The following is a 14,951-nucleotide window of genomic DNA, read 5'->3' as shown; positions in this document are numbered from 1 at the left end:
GGGTCACGACCTAGCCTGGACACCATGGACTCCGTCTCGACCGCCCCGCTGCCAGCCTCCGCCGGACCGACCTGCTCGGACGCCTGGGCCGGTCTGTCCGCCTGGGGGACGGCGACGCAGGCGTCCTTTTGGATCGCGCTCGAACAGCCGGGCCCGTGGGGAGCGAAGGCGTTCACGCAATCGCGGCTCGACCCGACGCTGGGGGGCGAGGTCGAACGCCGAACGTTGGAGGCCGGTGGACGCGCCCTGCTGATCCGGGCCCCCGGGAACAAGGCGAGGCCTGCGGGGCGCCGCCGCGTCTTCGTCGCGGGGAACCTCGCCGGGACGCCGTGGCTGCGCACCGGCGAGGTGGACGATCCCGCCGAGATCCTCGACCTGCCCTTCGAGGTCCTCGACCGGCCGGATCCCGTCGACGCCGACTGGCTCCGCCCGTCTGATCCCGTGCTGCTCGTGTGCACCAACGCCAAGCGCGACCGTTGCTGCGCGCTCAAGGGGCTCCCGCTCGCCGAGCAGCTCGCCGCCGAGGGCCTCCCTGTCTGGGAGTGCTCGCACACCGGGGGACACCGCTTCGCGCCCACCGGCGTCGTCCTGCCCACCGGCCAGCTGATCGGGCGTCTCACCGCCGACCTCGGACGCCAGGCGCTCGAGGCCGCAGCGCGCGACGAGCTGGCGATCGGCACCCTCAACGAGGAACACGACCGGGGACTGAGCCACCTGCCGCCCCGGGAGTCGGCGGCCGTGTCGTGGGTCCGGTCGCATACGTTCATCACCCCCGTCGTCGGGCTGGCCACCCAGGACACCGGGGACGCGGTGGTCGTGACGCATCTGGACGGGCGGCAGTGGCGTCTCGACGTCACCCAGGAGACGGGGCCTGATCTGATCGACTCCTGCGCCAAGCCGCCCAAACCGAGCCAGACGTGGACGGTACGTCCCGCCACGTGAGCACGCCGGCACCCTCCCGAAGGGGAGTCGCGAGGCGAATCGCCGCCGTGGTAAGCATGGGCGCATGCACGCCTCCACCCCGTTCTCGGCCCTGGACGACTACATCGCGCTGCCGCGGGTGTCGTCCCTGCGGCTGTCTCCCGACGGCTCGGCGCTGGTCGCCGGCGTCGGCCTGCTGAACTCCGACCGCACCGCCTGGACCACCAGCCTGTGGGACGTCGATCCGGCCGGTGAGCGTCCGGCCCGTCGCCTCACCCGGGGCGCGAAGGGGGAGTCGCCGGCCGCGTTCACCCGGGACGGCGACCTGCTCTTCCTCGCCCAGCGCCCGGAGGACGACGACGAGGACGACGCCCCGGCCGCGCTGTGGCTGCTGCCCGCCGGCGGGGGAGAGCCGCACGTCGTGGCGACCCATCCCGGCGGCTTCGGCGCGGTGCGGGTGTGCGGCGACACGATCGTCGTCAGCGCCGGCATGATGCCGGGGGCGTCCAGCATCGAGGAGGACGCGCGCCTGCGCACGCTGCGCAAGAAGACCAAGGTGGACGCCATCCTGCACACCCGCTACCCGGTCCGGTATTGGGATCACGACCTCGGCCCCGACGCGCCGCACCTGCTGGCGGCGTCTTTGACCGAGCTCGTCTCCGCCGAGGACGCCGCGGCGGGCGACGCCGAGCCGCGGCTCACGCCCCGCGACCTCACCCCCGACGCCGGGTCCTCCCTGGTGGAAGCGAGCTTCGACCTGGCGCCCGACGGCTCCTTCCTGGTCTCCGAATGGCGCGTGACCGAGGCGCTCGCCGACGAGCGCACGGTGCTCGTCCGCATCGACGTGACCAGTGGCGCGCGGCTCGTCGTCGCCGGCCAGCGCGGCTACGAGGCCTTCGCGCCGGTCATCGCGCCCGACTCGCACCGCGTCGCCTACACCTTCGAGCCGATCGCAACGTCGCGGCGCATCCACCAGCCGGAACTGCACGTCATGGCTGCCGACGGCCGCGCCGACAGGCGGCTCGCGCCCGGCTGGGCGGGCTGGCCCGGCGAGCTGCGATGGCTGCCGGACGACGATGGCCTCGTCATGGCCACCGACGCGGACGGCCGCCGGCCCCTGTTCCGGGTGCCGCTGAACGGGGAGGACCCGCTGCGCCTGACCGAGGACGGCGCGTTCAGCGACCTCCAGGTGTGCGAGGACGGCTCGGCTGCGTACGCCCTGCTCTCGTCGTACGAGTTCCCGGCCGAAGTCGTTTGCGTCGACCTGCGGGGCGCGCCGGCGACCGTCCAGCCGCTGCGCGGACCGGCGCCCAGGCCCGCCCTTCCCGGCCGGCTCACCGAGGTCGAGGCGACGGTCGAGGACGGCTCCCGCGTCCGCGGATGGCTCTGCCTGCCCGAGGGGGCGTCCGCCGAGGAGCCGGCGCCGCTGCTGCTGTGGGTGCACGGCGGCCCGCTGAACTCGTGGAACGCCTGGAGTTGGCGCTGGTGCCCGTGGGTCATGGTGGCGCAGGGTTACGCCGTGCTGCTGCCCGACCCTGCCCTGTCGACCGGCTACGGCCACGACTTCGTGCAGCGCGGCTGGGGTGCCTGGGGCGGCACCCCTTACACCGATCTCATGACGATCACGGACGCCGTGGAGGCCCGCGACGACATCGACGCCGGTCGCACCGCGGCGATGGGTGGCTCGTTCGGCGGGTACATGGCGAACTGGATCGCGGGGCACACGGACCGGTTCCGCGGCATCGTCACGCACGCGTCCTTGTGGTGCCTGGAAGGCTTCGGCAAGACGACCGACGTGGCGTCCGAGTGGTCCCGCGAGCTGTCGCCGCGAATGTCGCAGGAGAACTCTCCGCACCGCTTCGTGGACCAGATCCGCACCCCGATGCTCGTCATCCACGGGGATCGGGACTACCGGGTCCCGATCTCAGAGGGGCTGCGGCTGTGGTACGAACTGCTGAGCGCGTCCGGGCTGCCCGCCGCGGAGAACGGCGACAGCGAGCATCAGTTCCTGTACTTCCCGCACGAGAACCACTGGATCCTTTCGCCGCAGCACGCGATCATCTGGTACCAGGTCGTGCTCAACTTCCTGGCCCGGACGGTGCTGGACGAGACCGAGATCACCGACCCCGCCGCGCTGGGGCTGAGCGTGGCCGACGAGTCGGTGGGCTGAGTTCAAGGCCGCGACGCCCGATCCTCGGCGCCCTGCCGTTCCGGCGGCAGGATCCTGTCGAGGTGGTAGTCCACCATCGCGACCGCCTCCGCGCGCGTCCACGCTCCGGCGACGGTGCTCGCCGGCTCCAGCAGCGACCACAGCACGCGGGCCTCGATCGCGGGATCGACGCCGTCGGCGAGGCGCCCGCGTTCCCGAGCGCCCGCCAGGATGCCGCGCAGCAGTCCCATCACCTGCTGCGGCCCGCTCGCCATCAGCGCGCGGGTCTCCGCGTGGTGGGAGGCGCGGATGTAGAACGCAGCCCCGACGAGCGCCTCGAACCGCGACTGGTCGGTCAGCGGCAGCACCTCGAGGAAGATCGTGCGCAGCGTGTTCCGCTCGCTGGGACGCTCGCCCAACTCCGCCAGCGCCCGCTGCACGCGTGCGGCGCGGCGCTCGGACTGCCACGAGAAGGCGTAGGTGAGCATGTGCTCGCGGTCGTCGAAGTAGTGCTGGACGGTGCCCATCGCGACGCCCGCTTCGGCGGCCACCTTGCGCAGGCTGACGGCCTCGGCGCCCTCGCGCACGGCGATCGTCAAGACCGCCGCGGCGAGCTCGCCGCGGCGCTGCTCATGGTCGACGACTTTCGGCATCGGGCCCTCCAGTCTTTGTCATGCGGTCGCATGACAACGTGCTAGCGTGATGTCATGCGATCGCATGATAACCGCCCGGGGCGGAGCGCGCTCCGGATCGCCGCGTGCGGGCTGGCCGTCGTCGTGGTGGGCGCTCTGGCCGTGGGCGGCGGCTGGCTGCTGTATCACCGCACAGCCTTCGACCGGGCCATGGCGGCCGTCTGGCGCGCCGGCTACACCGAGAGGGACGCCGACGTCGACGGTGCCCGCGTCCACTACGCGGAGGGGCCGGCCAACGGGCGCCCGCCGCTGCTGCTGATCCACGGCCAGACCGGCGACTGGAAGTCCTACGCCGCCGTCCTGCCCGACCTCGCCCAGGACTACCACGTCTTCGTCGTCGACTGCTTCGGCCACGGGGCGTCCGCCCACGACCCGGTCTTGTACTCGGCGACCGCGCACGGCGAGGCGCTGGCCCGCTTCCTCGATCGGGTGGTCGGGGAGCCCGCGGTTGTGTCGGGGCACTCGTCGGGCGGCGTCCTCGCCGCGTGGCTGGCGGGTCACGCGCCCGAGCGTGTCCGGGCGGTGGTGCTGGAGGACCCGCCGCTGTTCACCACCCAGCTACCGCGCGCGCGAACGACGTGGAACTACGTCGACCTGGCCACCGCGTGCCACGGCTTCCTGACGTCCGGTGCCACAGACTGGATCGCCTATTCCTGGGAGCACCAGCGGATGTGGAAGTTCTTCGGCGACGGCGCGCGCGGGCTCATCGACGCCGGCCTGGACTATCACGCCAGGCATCCCGGCGAGCCGATCAGGATCTGGTTCGTGCCCCAGTTCGACGAGGTCAACCGGTCGATGCCGGCCTACGACCCGCGCTTCGGCGAGGCGTTCTACACCGGCACCTGGGACGCCGGGTTCGACCTCGAGGCCACGCTTCGGGCGATCCGGGCGCCCGCGGCGCTCATCCACACGAAGGTCGCCTACGACACCGACGGTGTCCTGATGGCGGCGATGGGGGACGAGGAGGCGTCCCGGGCGCGCTCGTTGATCCGCGGCGTCGAGTTCGAGAAGGCCGAGACCGGCCACGGGTTCCACATGGAGGACCCGCGACGCTTCGTCGAGATCGCCCGCCGGCTCGGCCGCTGACCCTCACAAGTCCTTGTAGAAGGCGTCCAGGATCTCGCCGGCACCCTCGACGGCGCTCAGTTCGCCCTGCTCGACGGCGCGCTCGAGATCGCGGGCGATCGCCTTGACCGAGGGGCTGCGCCGCAGCGACGTGGTGAGGTCGTCGGTGACGAGCGACCACATCCAGTCGCGCTGCTGCAGCGCGCGCCGCTCCGAGAGCGACCCGGTCTCTTCCAGGTGGTGGCGGTGGTCCAGGACGGCCTGCCAGACATCGTCGAGGCCGTCCCCGGTGAACGCCGAGCAGGTCAGCACCGGGGTGCGTCGCCGATCGGCGTCCTCGGACCGGATGAGCTTCATCGCGATCGTGAGTTCGCGCGCGGTGACCCGGGCCTCGCCCGCGTTCTCGCCGTCGGCCTTGTTGACCGTGATGACGTCCGCGAGCTCCAGGATGCCGCGCTTGATGCCCTGCAGCTGATCGCCGGAGCGGGCCAGCATCAGCAGCAGGAAGGTGTCGACCATGCCGGCGACCGCGACCTCGGACTGACCGACGCCGACGGTCTCGACCCAGATGGTGTCGAAGCCCGCGGCCTCCATGATGAGCATGCCCTCGCGGGTGGCGCGGGCGACCCCGCCCAGATGGTTGCCGCTGGGGGAGGGCCGGATGAACGCCTGCTCGCTCTCGGCGAGCGCGCCCATCCGGGTGCGGTCGCCCAGCACCGACCCACCGGAGCGGGACGAGCTGGGATCGACCGCGAGCACCGCGATGCGGTGGCCCTTCGCGATCAGCCGGGTCCCCATCGCGTTGATGAAGGTGGATTTGCCCGCGCCCGGGACCCCGGAGATGCCGACCCGCACCGCGTTGCCCGTATGGGGACGCAGCAGGGTCAGCAACTCGCGGGCGGCGTCCCGATGGTCGGGACGCGAACTCTCGACGAGCGTGAGAGCCCGGGCGATGTGGGCACGGGATCCGGCGACGACCTGTTCCGCGAGCGTCGCCGGATCGAGGCGCTGCCTCATGCCTGGGTGTCCTCCAACCGCTGCAACAGGCCCTCGAGCAGCTCCTGGGCCGACTCCGGGATGCGGGTGCCGGGCGGGTAGATCGCGTCCGCGCCGTGCTCCCGCAGCTCCTCGAAGTCCTGGCTCGGGATGACGCCGCCCACGATGATCATCAGGTCCTCGCGCCCGAGCTTGTCGAGCTCTTCGCGCAGGGCCGGGACCAGGGTGAGGTGGCCGGCGGCCAGCGAGCTGACCCCCACCACGTGCACGTCGGCCTCGACAGCCTGACGCGCCACCTCGGCCGGCGTCTGGAACAGCGGGCCCACGTCGACGTCGAAGCCGAGGTCGGCGTAGGCGGTCGCGATCACCTTCTGACCTCGGTCGTGTCCGTCCTGGCCCATCTTGGCGACGAGGATGCGCGGACGGCGTCCCTCGGTCTCCTCGAACTTCTCGACGAGGGCCTTCGTGGCCTCGGTCACCTGGGTGGAACCGGTCTCCTTGCTATACACGCCACTGATCGTACGGATCTGCGCCGTGTAGCGCCCGAACTCCTTCTCGAGCGCGGAGGAGATCTCGCCGACGGACGCGTGCGCGCGGGCCGCGTCGATGGACAGCTTCAGCAGGTTGCGGTCGGGATCGGTCGGATCCGGGTTCGCCGCGGCCCAGGTGAGCTTGTCGAGGGCGGCCTGAGTGGCCTCCTCGTCGCGCTCGGCACGCAGCTTCTCCAGCTTGGCGATCTGCTCGGCGCGCACCCGGGCGTTGTCGACCTTGAGGACCTCGAAGGTGTCCTCGTCGTCCACCAGGTACTTGTTGACGCCGATCACGGGCTGGCGACCCGAGTCGATGCGGGCCTGGGTGCGGGCCGCAGCCTCCTCGATGCGCATCTTGGGGATGCCGGCTTCGATGGCCTTCGCCATGCCGCCGTGCTCCTCGACCTCCTGGATGTGCGCCCACGCCTTCGCGGCCAGCTCTGCCGTGAGCCGCTCGACGTACGCCGAGCCGCCCCACGGGTCGATCGGGCGCGTCGTGTTCGACTCCTGCTGGATGAACAGCTGCGTGTTGCGGGCGATGCGCGCGGAGAAGTCGGTGGGGAGCGCGATGGCCTCGTCGAGCGCGTTCGTGTGCAGGGACTGCGTGTGCCCCTGGGTGGCGGCCATGGCCTCCAGGCAGGTGCGGGTCACGTTGTTGAACACGTCCTGGGCGGTGAGTGACCAGCCCGACGTCTGGCTGTGCGTGCGCAGCGACATCGACTTCGGGTTCTTCGCGCCGGTGTCCTTCACCAGGCGGGCCCACAGGATGCGCGCTGCGCGCATCTTGGCGACCTCCATGAAGAAGTTCATGCCGATGGCCCAGAAGAACGACAGCCGCGGGGCGAACTTGTCGACGTCCAGGCCGACGGACTGGCCCGCCCGGATGTACTCGACGCCGTCGGCCAGCGTGTAGGCCATCTCGATGTCGGCGGTCGCACCCGCCTCCTGCATGTGGTAGCCGGAGATCGAGATCGAGTTGAACCGCGGCATGTTCGCGCTGGTGTAGGCGAAGATGTCGGAGATGATCCGCATCGACGGCAGCGGCGGGTAGATGTACGTGTTGCGGACCATGAACTCCTTGAGGATGTCGTTCTGGATGGTCCCCGCCAGTTGCTCGGGCTTCACGCCCTGCTCCTCGGCGGCCACGACGTACAGCGCCAGCACCGGCAGCACCGCGCCGTTCATGGTCATCGACACCGACATCTGATCGAGCGGGATGCCCTCGAACAGCTGCCGCATGTCGAGGATCGAGTCGACCGCCACACCCGCCATGCCGACGTCGCCGGCCACGCGCGGGTGGTCGGAGTCGTAGCCGCGGTGGGTCGCCAGGTCGAAGGCGATCGACAGGCCCTTCTGGCCGGCGGCGAGGTTGCGTCGGTAGAAGGCGTTGGACTCCTCGGCGGTCGAGAAGCCCGCGTACTGGCGGATCGTCCAGGGGCGGTTCACGTACATCGTCGCGTAGGGGCCGCGCAAGAACGGCGGGATGCCCGGACGCGTGTCGAGGAAGTCGAGTTCCTTGAGGTCATCGGTGGTGAACAGGGGCGGGACGGTGATCAGCTCGGGCGTCTCCCACGCGGAGCCGGCGGCGCCGAGGCCGGCGAGCGCCTCCTCGTAGCGCTCCTTGGCGCCCGCGTCGGGACGGCCGTCGCCTAGATCGACGGAATCGAAACGGGGAATCATCGGGTCACTCCCAGAAGGTCGAAGGTGGAGTCGAGGAACTCGACAACGTTCATGCCGAGGCTGATGGTGCCGTCGATGAGGCCCTCGGGAACCTCACCGGCCTCCTTGAGGTTGCCCGCCAGGTAGATGCGCTCGACGCCGGCGTCCCTGAGCGCCTGCGCGACGGGAACCGCCTGCTCGGCGTACACCTTGGCCGACGAGCACAGCACCACGATCTTGGCGCCCGCGTCGGTGGCCTGCTTCGCGATCTCCGCGGGCGTCCCGCCGTGCGACTCGACGATGCCGAGCCCGCCGACGAGCACGACGTTGGACGCGAAGCCCTGCCGCGCACCGAAGTCGCGCTGGGCGCCCAGGCAGGCCAGGAACACCTGCGGGGGGTTGCCGGTGGCGTCGGCGTGCTTCCAGGACGCCTCGCGCAGGTGTTCGAAGACCTCCGCGTCGCGGATCTGCTTCAGACCGCCCAGCGCCGGGGCCTCGGGGCGAGGCTTGGCGTCGAGGGGCTTCTCGCCGGAGGCCGGGAACATGCTGACCCCCGTCAGGCCGATGCTGCGGTTGGCAAGGCCCTTGGAGCGCTCTTCGTTGACGGTGGCGATGCGGTTGGCGACCTCGCCGGACGACAGCGCCTGCACCATGCCGCCGTTCGCCTCGATCTCTTGGACGTCCGCCCACGCCTTCTTCGCCAGCTCATCGGTCAGCGACTCCACGTACCACGAGCCGCCCGCCGGGTCGCTCACGCGGCCCAGGTGCGACTCTTCGGCGGCGATCACCTGCACGTTGCGGGCGATGCGGCGGGAGAAGGGCGTCGGGAGGCCGTTGGCGTGGTCGAAGGGGAGCACGGTGATCGCGTCGGCGCCGCCCGCGGCCGCGCCGAACGTGGCGATGGTCGTGCGCAGGATGTTCACGTAGGGGTCGACCTTGGCCATCATCCGCGGGCTGGTGACGGCGTGGACGTGCGCGCCACGCAGGTTCTCCGGCACGCCGCATTCCTCGGCGACCCGGGCCCAGATGCGGCGCAGGGCGCGCAGTTTGGCGATGGTCTCGAACTGGTCGGTCGTGGCGGCCACACGGAACTCGAGCTGGGTGATCGCCTCGGCGGGGGCCATGCCCGCCTCGTCCAGGTCGCGCAGGTACTCGATGCCGGTGGCGACCGCGAAGGCGATCTCCTGGGCGTCGTTGGCGCCGGCGCCGTGGTAGGGCAGGACGTCGACCGTCAGCGCGACGACACCGGGGAAGGCGTCCTTGACCTCGGCCACCCAGCGGCGGTGGGGGGAAAGGTCGGGCACGGTGCCGTGCTGCGCGGCGAACTTCAACGCGTCGATGCCGAGGTTGCCCTTCAAAGACGCGGCGTCCAGACCCGATCCGCGCAGCACCTTCAGCAGCGCGTCGGCCGCCGCGTCCTGATCGTAGGTGCTGGACACGCGGACGGCGGCCAGGTCGAGCTGGACGCCCTCCAGCGCGGTCGCCAGCGAGTCGCTGGGCACGGCGTCGGGATCCACACGCAGCCACACGGACGTGGCGCCGCGCTCGAGATCGTCCAGCACGGCGCGCTTCGTGACGTCCAGGTCGGGGTCTTCGTGCAACTGGCGGACGCCCCAGGCGATCGCCTCACCGGTGCGCGGCGCGGAGCCGCGCGTGAACGGCATGACGCCGGGGAACCCGAGGGGGCCCTCCGCATCCTCGCGCGTGTAGAGCGGCGGGATCTGGATGCCGTCGAGCGTCGTGGCCGTCAACCGCTTGAGGGCCTGCTCGATGTCGAGTTGCTTGTCGTCGGGACGGCCTCGGTTGAGGACCTTGAGGACCTCGGCCTCCCATTGTTCATCTGTGGCCTTGCTGAAAGCACCGGCCAGGTTGAGCTGTTCGGGATCAACCGACATGCGGGCCTACCTCTGCGTCGAGTGATGCGTCGCCGGCTCCCGGTCTGGGGCCGGATTCGCAATTACCTTAGCCCTTGGCGCCCGCCGGCGTGCGCCCTTTGCCGAGCGTGAGGACCCTCTCAACCGGCGAGGAGAGCGTGCACGCCCGTTCGGTTCTCGTCGGGTCGGGTCAGCCCTGCACGAACGCCTTGGTGATGATGGCGGTGGTCGCGTCGGTGCACTTGCCGCGCGGGCGGGCCTGCACCTTGAGCACCGTCACGCCGTTCAGTGACGCGGTCAGATCGGCCTTCTGCTTGAACGTCACCGGTCGGTTCGCCACCTGCTTGCCGTCGGCGAGCAGGACGAACTCGATGGTGTTGTCGGCCGAGTCGGACATGATGTCTTGCGCCACCGACATCCGCACGGTGCCGCGCCCGTTGGCGAGGCGGTACTCGAGCTCGGGAGCCGGCTGGCCGCAGGTGATGAACGCCCCCATGGCCGTGGCGGGCTGCCCGCCGGGCGCCTGGAACTGGTCCTCGGCCCAGCCGTCGGTGCGGAATGCGTTGGCGACGGTCAGCGGGGTCTGCTGTCCCGGCGTGACCTCGAGCAAGGTGGGGCCCTGTGCCCCGGCGCTCGGCGAGGCGGACGGCTCGGGGGAGGCCGACGCGTCGGGGGAGGCGGAGGCGGACGCGTCGGGGGAGGCGGAGGCGGACGGGTCGGCCGACGCGCTCTCGGAGGGCGAGGCGTCTGGCGAGGCGGAGTCCTCCGGAGCCGCAGACTCGTCCGGGGTGACGGAATCACCGGGGGAGACGGACGCGTCCGGGGCGAGGCTCTCGGTGGCGGCCGGCGCCGCGGTCTGGCCGGGTGGGACCACGGTGCAACCGGACAGCATGGCGGCCACGGCCACCCCCGCGAACGAGTAGCGGATGAGCGGGCGAGCAGACATCGGTGGTTCCTCTCGGGCGGCCTTCGTGGTGACCGCAGTATCTAACGACAAGGCCGAGCCCGCCTACCCCTTCGGACGGTTTGTGCCCGAGGGAAGCCGTCCGGGCCCCGCCGCCCGGCGCGATGGGCTAGAGTGTGAGGACCGGTTCGGGCCTGATGAGACCGCGCCTGGGGCTCCCGCGGATTTGCGCCGCTTGGTTGAGCGTGAAAAGATGGACAAGTTGCTTTGGCACGGGCTGCGGCGAGGGTGGACGTCTTCGGACGGTTCATTCCCCCGCGGGTCAACCCACCGGCACGCCAGGCGTTCGCCGCCGGGCCCTACACAAGACACAGACAAGGTGATCTTGCGCGGCCCTGATAGGCGCGACACGCCCGGGCGCGGGGGTCGTAGCGACAAGGACTTTCCACCCGGAAGGCCCGACAGAAACGGGGAGCAGATGCTGGCTCCACCAACGACTGTGAAGGAAATCCATGGCGGGACAGAAGATCCGGATCCGACTCCGGGCCTACGACCATGAGGTCATCGACACGTCGGCGAAGAAGATCGTCGACACGGTTACCCGCACCGGCGCCCGCGTTGCTGGGCCGGTGCCGCTGCCGACCGAGAAGAACGTGTACTGCGTGATCCGGTCGCCCCACAAGTACAAGGACAGCCGCGAGCACTTCGAGATGCGTACGCACAAGCGGCTCATCGACATCCTCGATCCGACGCCGAAGACGGTTGATTCGCTCATGCGTCTCGACCTTCCGGCCGGTGTCGATATCGAGATCAAGCTTCCGTGAGGTCTGCAGCCATGAACAACGAACGTATTGTCAAGGGCATCCTGGGCTCCAAGCTCGGCATGACCCAGCTCTGGGACGAGAACAACAAGGTCGTCCCCGTCACCGTGATCCAGGCGGGCCCGTGTGTGGTCACGCAGATCCGTACCCCCGAGAAGGACGGTTACAACGCCGTGCAGCTCGGCTTCGGCGCGATCAAGCCGAAGAACGTCAACAAGCCGACCGCGGGCCACTTCGAGGCCGCCGGCGTGACCCCGCGCCGTCACCTCGTCGAGCTGCGCACCGCTGACGCCTCCGAGTACACGCTCGGCCAGGAGGTCAGCGCCGACTCGTTCGAGGCGGGCCAGTTCGTCGACGTCACCGGCGTCAGCCGCGGCCGCGGCACCGCCGGCGTCATGAAGCGGCACGGTTTCGGCGGCCTGGGCGCCGGCCACGGCGTGCACCGCAAGCACCGTTCTCCCGGCTCCATCGGCCAGAGCTCGACCCCGTCGCGCGTCTTCAAGGGCATGCGGATGGCCGGTCACATGGGCGTGGAGAAGATCACCGTCCAGAACCTCACGATCCATGCCGTGGACGCCGAGCGCGGGCTGATCCTGGTCAAGGGCTCCGTGCCCGGCCCCAAGGGCGCCCTCGTCGTCGTGCGCAGCGCTGTCAAGAAGGGAGCCAAGGCATGAGCGAGTCGCTCAACGTGAAGGTCATCGGCACCTCGAAGTCCGCCGAACTGCCCGCCGACCTGTTCAACGTGCAGGCCAACGTGCCGCTGATGCACCAGGTCGTCGTCGCGCAGCAGGCCGCCGCCCGCCAGGGCACCCACGCGACCAAGACCCGGGGCCTCGTCTCCGGCGGTGGCGCGAAGCCGTGGCGCCAGAAGGGCACGGGCCGTGCCCGTCAGGGTTCTCGCCGCGCCCCGCAGTGGACCGGTGGTGGCACCGTCCACGGGCCGCAGCCGCACGGCTACGCCCAGCGCACCCCGAAGAAGATGATCGCCGCCGCGCTGCGCGGGGCGCTGTCCGATCGGGCCCGCGACGGCCACATCCACGTGGTGGACGCCTTCGGCACCGACAAGCCGTCGACCAAGACCGCGCTGTCCGCGCTGTCGACGATCGAGGGTCGTCGCGTGTTGGTCGTCCTCTCCCGTGACGAGGACATTGCGTGGCTGAGCCTGCGCAACGTTCCGAGCATCCACATCCTGTCCGTCGACCAGCTGAACGCCTACGACGTGCTGGTGGCCGACGACGTCGTGTTCTCCAGCGTCGCGCTGGACGCCTTCGTCGCCGCGCAGTCCGCCAAGGGCGGCCGCCAGGCCGAGGCGCAGACCGAGGAGTCCGAGAATGAGTGACCTGAAGATCAAGGACCACCGCGACGTCCTGCTGGCCCCCGTGGTCAGCGAGAAGAGCTACAGCCTCCTCGACGAGAACAAGTACACGTTCCTCGTCGCCAAGGGCGCGAACAAGACCGAGATCAAGATCGCCGTCGAGCAGGTGTTCGACGTGAAGGTCGTCTCGGTCAACACCATCAATCGCCTGGGCAAGAAGCGCCGCACCCGCGCCGGCGTCGGGAAGCGTCCCGACACCAAGCGCGCCATCGTGACGGTGGCCGAAGGCCAGCGCATCGACATCTTCGGCCAGGCGAACTGACCCGGCTGAGACAGGGATAACGAGACATGGCTATTCGTAAGTACAAGCCGACCACCCCGGGCCGTCGCGGCTCGTCGGTGGCGGACTTCGCCGAGATCACCCGGTCCACCCCGGAGAAGTCGCTGCTGGTTCCGATCAAGAAGACCGGCGGCCGCAACAACCAGGGGCGGATCACCACCCGCCACATCGGCGGTGGCCACAAGCAGGCGGAGGTCCACCCCGGAGAAGTCGCTGCTGGTTCCGATCAAGAAGACCGGCGGCCGCAACAACCAGGGGCGGATCACCACCCGCCACATCGGCGGTGGCCACAAGCAGGCGTACCGGATCATCGACTTCAAGCGCTACGACAAGGACGGGGTCCCCGCCAAGGTCGCGCACATCGAGTACGACCCGAACCGCACCGCTCGCATCGCGCTGCTGCACTACCGCGACGGCGAGAAGCGCTACATCATCGCCCCCGAGGGCCTGAAGCAGGGCGCGGTCGTCGAGGCCGGTGCCGAGGCCGACATCAAGCCCGGCAACAACCTGCCGCTGCGCAACATCCCCGTCGGCACCACGGTGCACGCGGTGGAGCTGCGTCCCGGCGGCGGCGCCAAGATGGGCCGCTCGGCCGGCGCCGGCGTCCAGCTGGTCGCCCGCGAGGGCAAGATGGCCACCCTGCGCCTCCCCTCCGGCGAGATGCGGATGGTCGACGTCCGCTGTCGCGCCACCGTCGGTGAGGTCGGCAACGCCGAGCAGAGCAACATCAGCTGGGGCAAGGCCGGTCGCAGCCGCTGGAAGGGCGTCCGCCCGACCGTCCGCGGCGTCGTGATGAACCCGATCGACCACCCGCACGGTGGTGGCGAGGGTCGCACGTCCGGCGGTCGTCACCCGGTGTCGCCCTGGGGCAAGCCCGAGGGTCGCACCCGCAAGAAGAACAAGGCGAGCAGCAGGCTGATCGTCCGCCGCCGCAAGTCCGGCAAGAAGCGCTGATCGGGGAGTTGAGAGGAAGACATGCCACGCAGCCTCAAGAAGGGTCCCTTCGTCGATGAGCATCTGGCCAAGAAGGTCGATGCCCAGAACGAGAAGAACACCCACACCGTCATCAAGACCTGGTCGCGCCGCTCGATGATCACGCCCGACATGATCGGACACACCATCGCGGTGCACGACGGCCGCAAGCACGTCCCGGTGTTCATCACCGAGGCCATGGTTGGGCACAAGCTGGGCGAGTTCGCCCCGACGCGCACCTTCCGCGGCCACGTCAAGGACGACAAGAAGTCCCGCCGCCGCTGAGCGTCACGAGAAGAGGAAGAGACAGTATGAGCAACACCAACACGCGACCCAGCCGTCGCGCTGCCTTGCTCGGCGATCGTCCCGGCTCGTACGCCATCGCGCGTCACGTCCGGATGTCGCCCACCAAGGTCCGTCGAGTCATCGACGTCGTCCGCGGGATGGACGTCAGCGAGGCCCTCGCCGTGCTGAAGTTCCAGCCGCAGGCCGCCGCCGAGCCCGTCTACAAGGTGGTGGCGTCCGCCGCCGCCAACGCGGAGAACACCGACAACCTGCGCGCCGATGACCTGTTCATCAGCCAGGCATTCGTCGATGAGGGCGTCACGCTTCGCCGCATCCGCCCGCGGGCCAAGGGCTCCGCGAGCCGCATCATGAAGCGCGCCAGCCACATCACCGTCGTCGTCGAACCCAAGAGCGAGAAGGGAGCCTGA

General features: G+C 70.2%; 15 protein-coding genes and 1 pseudogene. 11 read left to right on the top strand and 5 right to left on the bottom strand.

Annotated features, from left to right (window positions below):
* The first annotated feature begins 24 nt into the window (after nucleotides 1-24).
* Nucleotides 25-942 carry a sucrase ferredoxin gene (locus BN1187_RS01390; RefSeq protein ID WP_052462144.1) on the top strand — a complete coding sequence of 306 codons (918 nt, stop codon included), beginning with the start codon at nucleotides 25-27 and terminating at the stop codon, nucleotides 940-942.
* Nucleotides 943-1,006: 64 nt separating this feature from the next.
* Complete coding sequence (locus BN1187_RS01385; RefSeq protein WP_040157888.1) at nucleotides 1,007-3,091, top strand: S9 family peptidase; 2,085 nt, start codon at nucleotides 1,007-1,009, stop codon at nucleotides 3,089-3,091.
* Between the two features lie 2 nt (nucleotides 3,092-3,093).
* On the opposite strand, the gene BN1187_RS01380 is transcribed toward BN1187_RS01385, so the two are convergent.
* Nucleotides 3,094-3,723 (bottom strand): TetR/AcrR family transcriptional regulator, encoded by a 630-nt coding sequence (locus BN1187_RS01380; protein WP_052462143.1) that lies wholly within the window; start codon nucleotides 3,721-3,723, stop codon nucleotides 3,094-3,096.
* Nucleotides 3,724-3,777: 54 nt separating this feature from the next.
* Here BN1187_RS01380 and BN1187_RS01375 point away from each other — a divergent pair, with 54 nt between their 5' ends.
* Nucleotides 3,778-4,848 (top strand): alpha/beta fold hydrolase, encoded by a 1,071-nt coding sequence (locus tag BN1187_RS01375; protein ID WP_052462142.1) that lies wholly within the window; start codon nucleotides 3,778-3,780, stop codon nucleotides 4,846-4,848.
* Nucleotides 4,849-4,851: 3 nt separating this feature from the next.
* Here BN1187_RS01375 and meaB read toward each other — a convergent pair whose 3' ends face one another.
* The 4 genes from meaB to BN1187_RS13995 form a co-directional block, all read right to left on the bottom strand.
* Nucleotides 4,852-5,844: a methylmalonyl Co-A mutase-associated GTPase MeaB gene (meaB, locus tag BN1187_RS01370; RefSeq protein ID WP_040157884.1), complete on the bottom strand. Its 993-nt coding sequence runs from the start codon at nucleotides 5,842-5,844 to the stop codon at nucleotides 4,852-4,854.
* Nucleotides 5,841-8,033 carry a methylmalonyl-CoA mutase gene (gene scpA / locus BN1187_RS01365; protein ID WP_040157881.1) on the bottom strand — a complete coding sequence of 731 codons (2,193 nt, stop codon included), beginning with the start codon at nucleotides 8,031-8,033 and terminating at the stop codon, nucleotides 5,841-5,843. Before scpA ends, meaB begins: the two co-directional genes overlap by 4 nt.
* Nucleotides 8,030-9,907 carry a methylmalonyl-CoA mutase small subunit gene (gene mutA / locus BN1187_RS01360; RefSeq protein ID WP_040157877.1) on the bottom strand — a complete coding sequence of 626 codons (1,878 nt, stop codon included), beginning with the start codon at nucleotides 9,905-9,907 and terminating at the stop codon, nucleotides 8,030-8,032. The genes scpA and mutA overlap by 4 nt, the downstream gene beginning before the upstream one ends.
* Nucleotides 9,908-10,076: 169 nt before the next feature.
* Nucleotides 10,077-10,832 (bottom strand): hypothetical protein, encoded by a 756-nt coding sequence (locus tag BN1187_RS13995; protein WP_052462141.1) that lies wholly within the window; start codon nucleotides 10,830-10,832, stop codon nucleotides 10,077-10,079.
* 470 nt (nucleotides 10,833-11,302) lie between these two features.
* On the opposite strand from BN1187_RS13995, the gene rpsJ reads away from it, so the two are divergent.
* The 8 genes and pseudogenes from rpsJ to rplV all read left to right on the top strand — a co-directional run bounded on the left by rpsJ (nucleotide 11,303) and on the right by rplV (nucleotide 14,951).
* Nucleotides 11,303-11,614: a 30S ribosomal protein S10 gene (gene rpsJ / locus BN1187_RS01350; protein ID WP_040157873.1), complete on the top strand. Its 312-nt coding sequence runs from the start codon at nucleotides 11,303-11,305 to the stop codon at nucleotides 11,612-11,614.
* Between the two features lie 11 nt (nucleotides 11,615-11,625).
* Entirely contained in the window at nucleotides 11,626-12,285 is a 660-nt protein-coding gene (gene rplC / locus BN1187_RS01345; RefSeq protein WP_040157871.1) for a 50S ribosomal protein L3, read from the top strand.
* Nucleotides 12,282-12,950 carry a 50S ribosomal protein L4 gene (rplD, locus tag BN1187_RS01340; RefSeq protein WP_040157869.1) on the top strand — a complete coding sequence of 223 codons (669 nt, stop codon included), beginning with the start codon at nucleotides 12,282-12,284 and terminating at the stop codon, nucleotides 12,948-12,950. Before rplC ends, rplD begins: the two co-directional genes overlap by 4 nt.
* Nucleotides 12,943-13,248, top strand: coding sequence for a 50S ribosomal protein L23 (gene rplW, locus BN1187_RS01335; RefSeq protein ID WP_082034429.1), 306 nt, complete (start codon nucleotides 12,943-12,945; stop codon nucleotides 13,246-13,248). Before rplD ends, rplW begins: the two co-directional genes overlap by 8 nt.
* Nucleotides 13,249-13,274: 26 nt before the next feature.
* A pseudogene (locus tag BN1187_RS15270) lies at nucleotides 13,275-13,392 on the top strand (50S ribosomal protein L2); the annotation flags it as partial.
* A 48-nt stretch (nucleotides 13,393-13,440) separates the two neighbouring features.
* Nucleotides 13,441-14,220 carry a 50S ribosomal protein L2 gene (gene rplB / locus BN1187_RS01330; RefSeq protein ID WP_040157867.1) on the top strand — a complete coding sequence of 260 codons (780 nt, stop codon included), beginning with the start codon at nucleotides 13,441-13,443 and terminating at the stop codon, nucleotides 14,218-14,220.
* A 21-nt stretch (nucleotides 14,221-14,241) separates the two neighbouring features.
* Complete coding sequence (gene rpsS, locus BN1187_RS01325; RefSeq protein WP_040157863.1) at nucleotides 14,242-14,523, top strand: 30S ribosomal protein S19; 282 nt, start codon at nucleotides 14,242-14,244, stop codon at nucleotides 14,521-14,523.
* 26 nt (nucleotides 14,524-14,549) lie between these two features.
* Nucleotides 14,550-14,951 (top strand): 50S ribosomal protein L22, encoded by a 402-nt coding sequence (rplV, locus tag BN1187_RS01320; RefSeq protein ID WP_040157860.1) that lies wholly within the window; start codon nucleotides 14,550-14,552, stop codon nucleotides 14,949-14,951.

This window comes from Nigerium massiliense (assembly GCF_000826085.1).
Lineage (GTDB): Bacteria > Actinomycetota > Actinomycetes > Propionibacteriales > Propionibacteriaceae > Propioniciclava > Propioniciclava massiliense.
The sequence above is the reverse complement of the archived record's forward strand: the minus strand, read 5'-3'. Positions and strand labels throughout refer to the sequence as shown.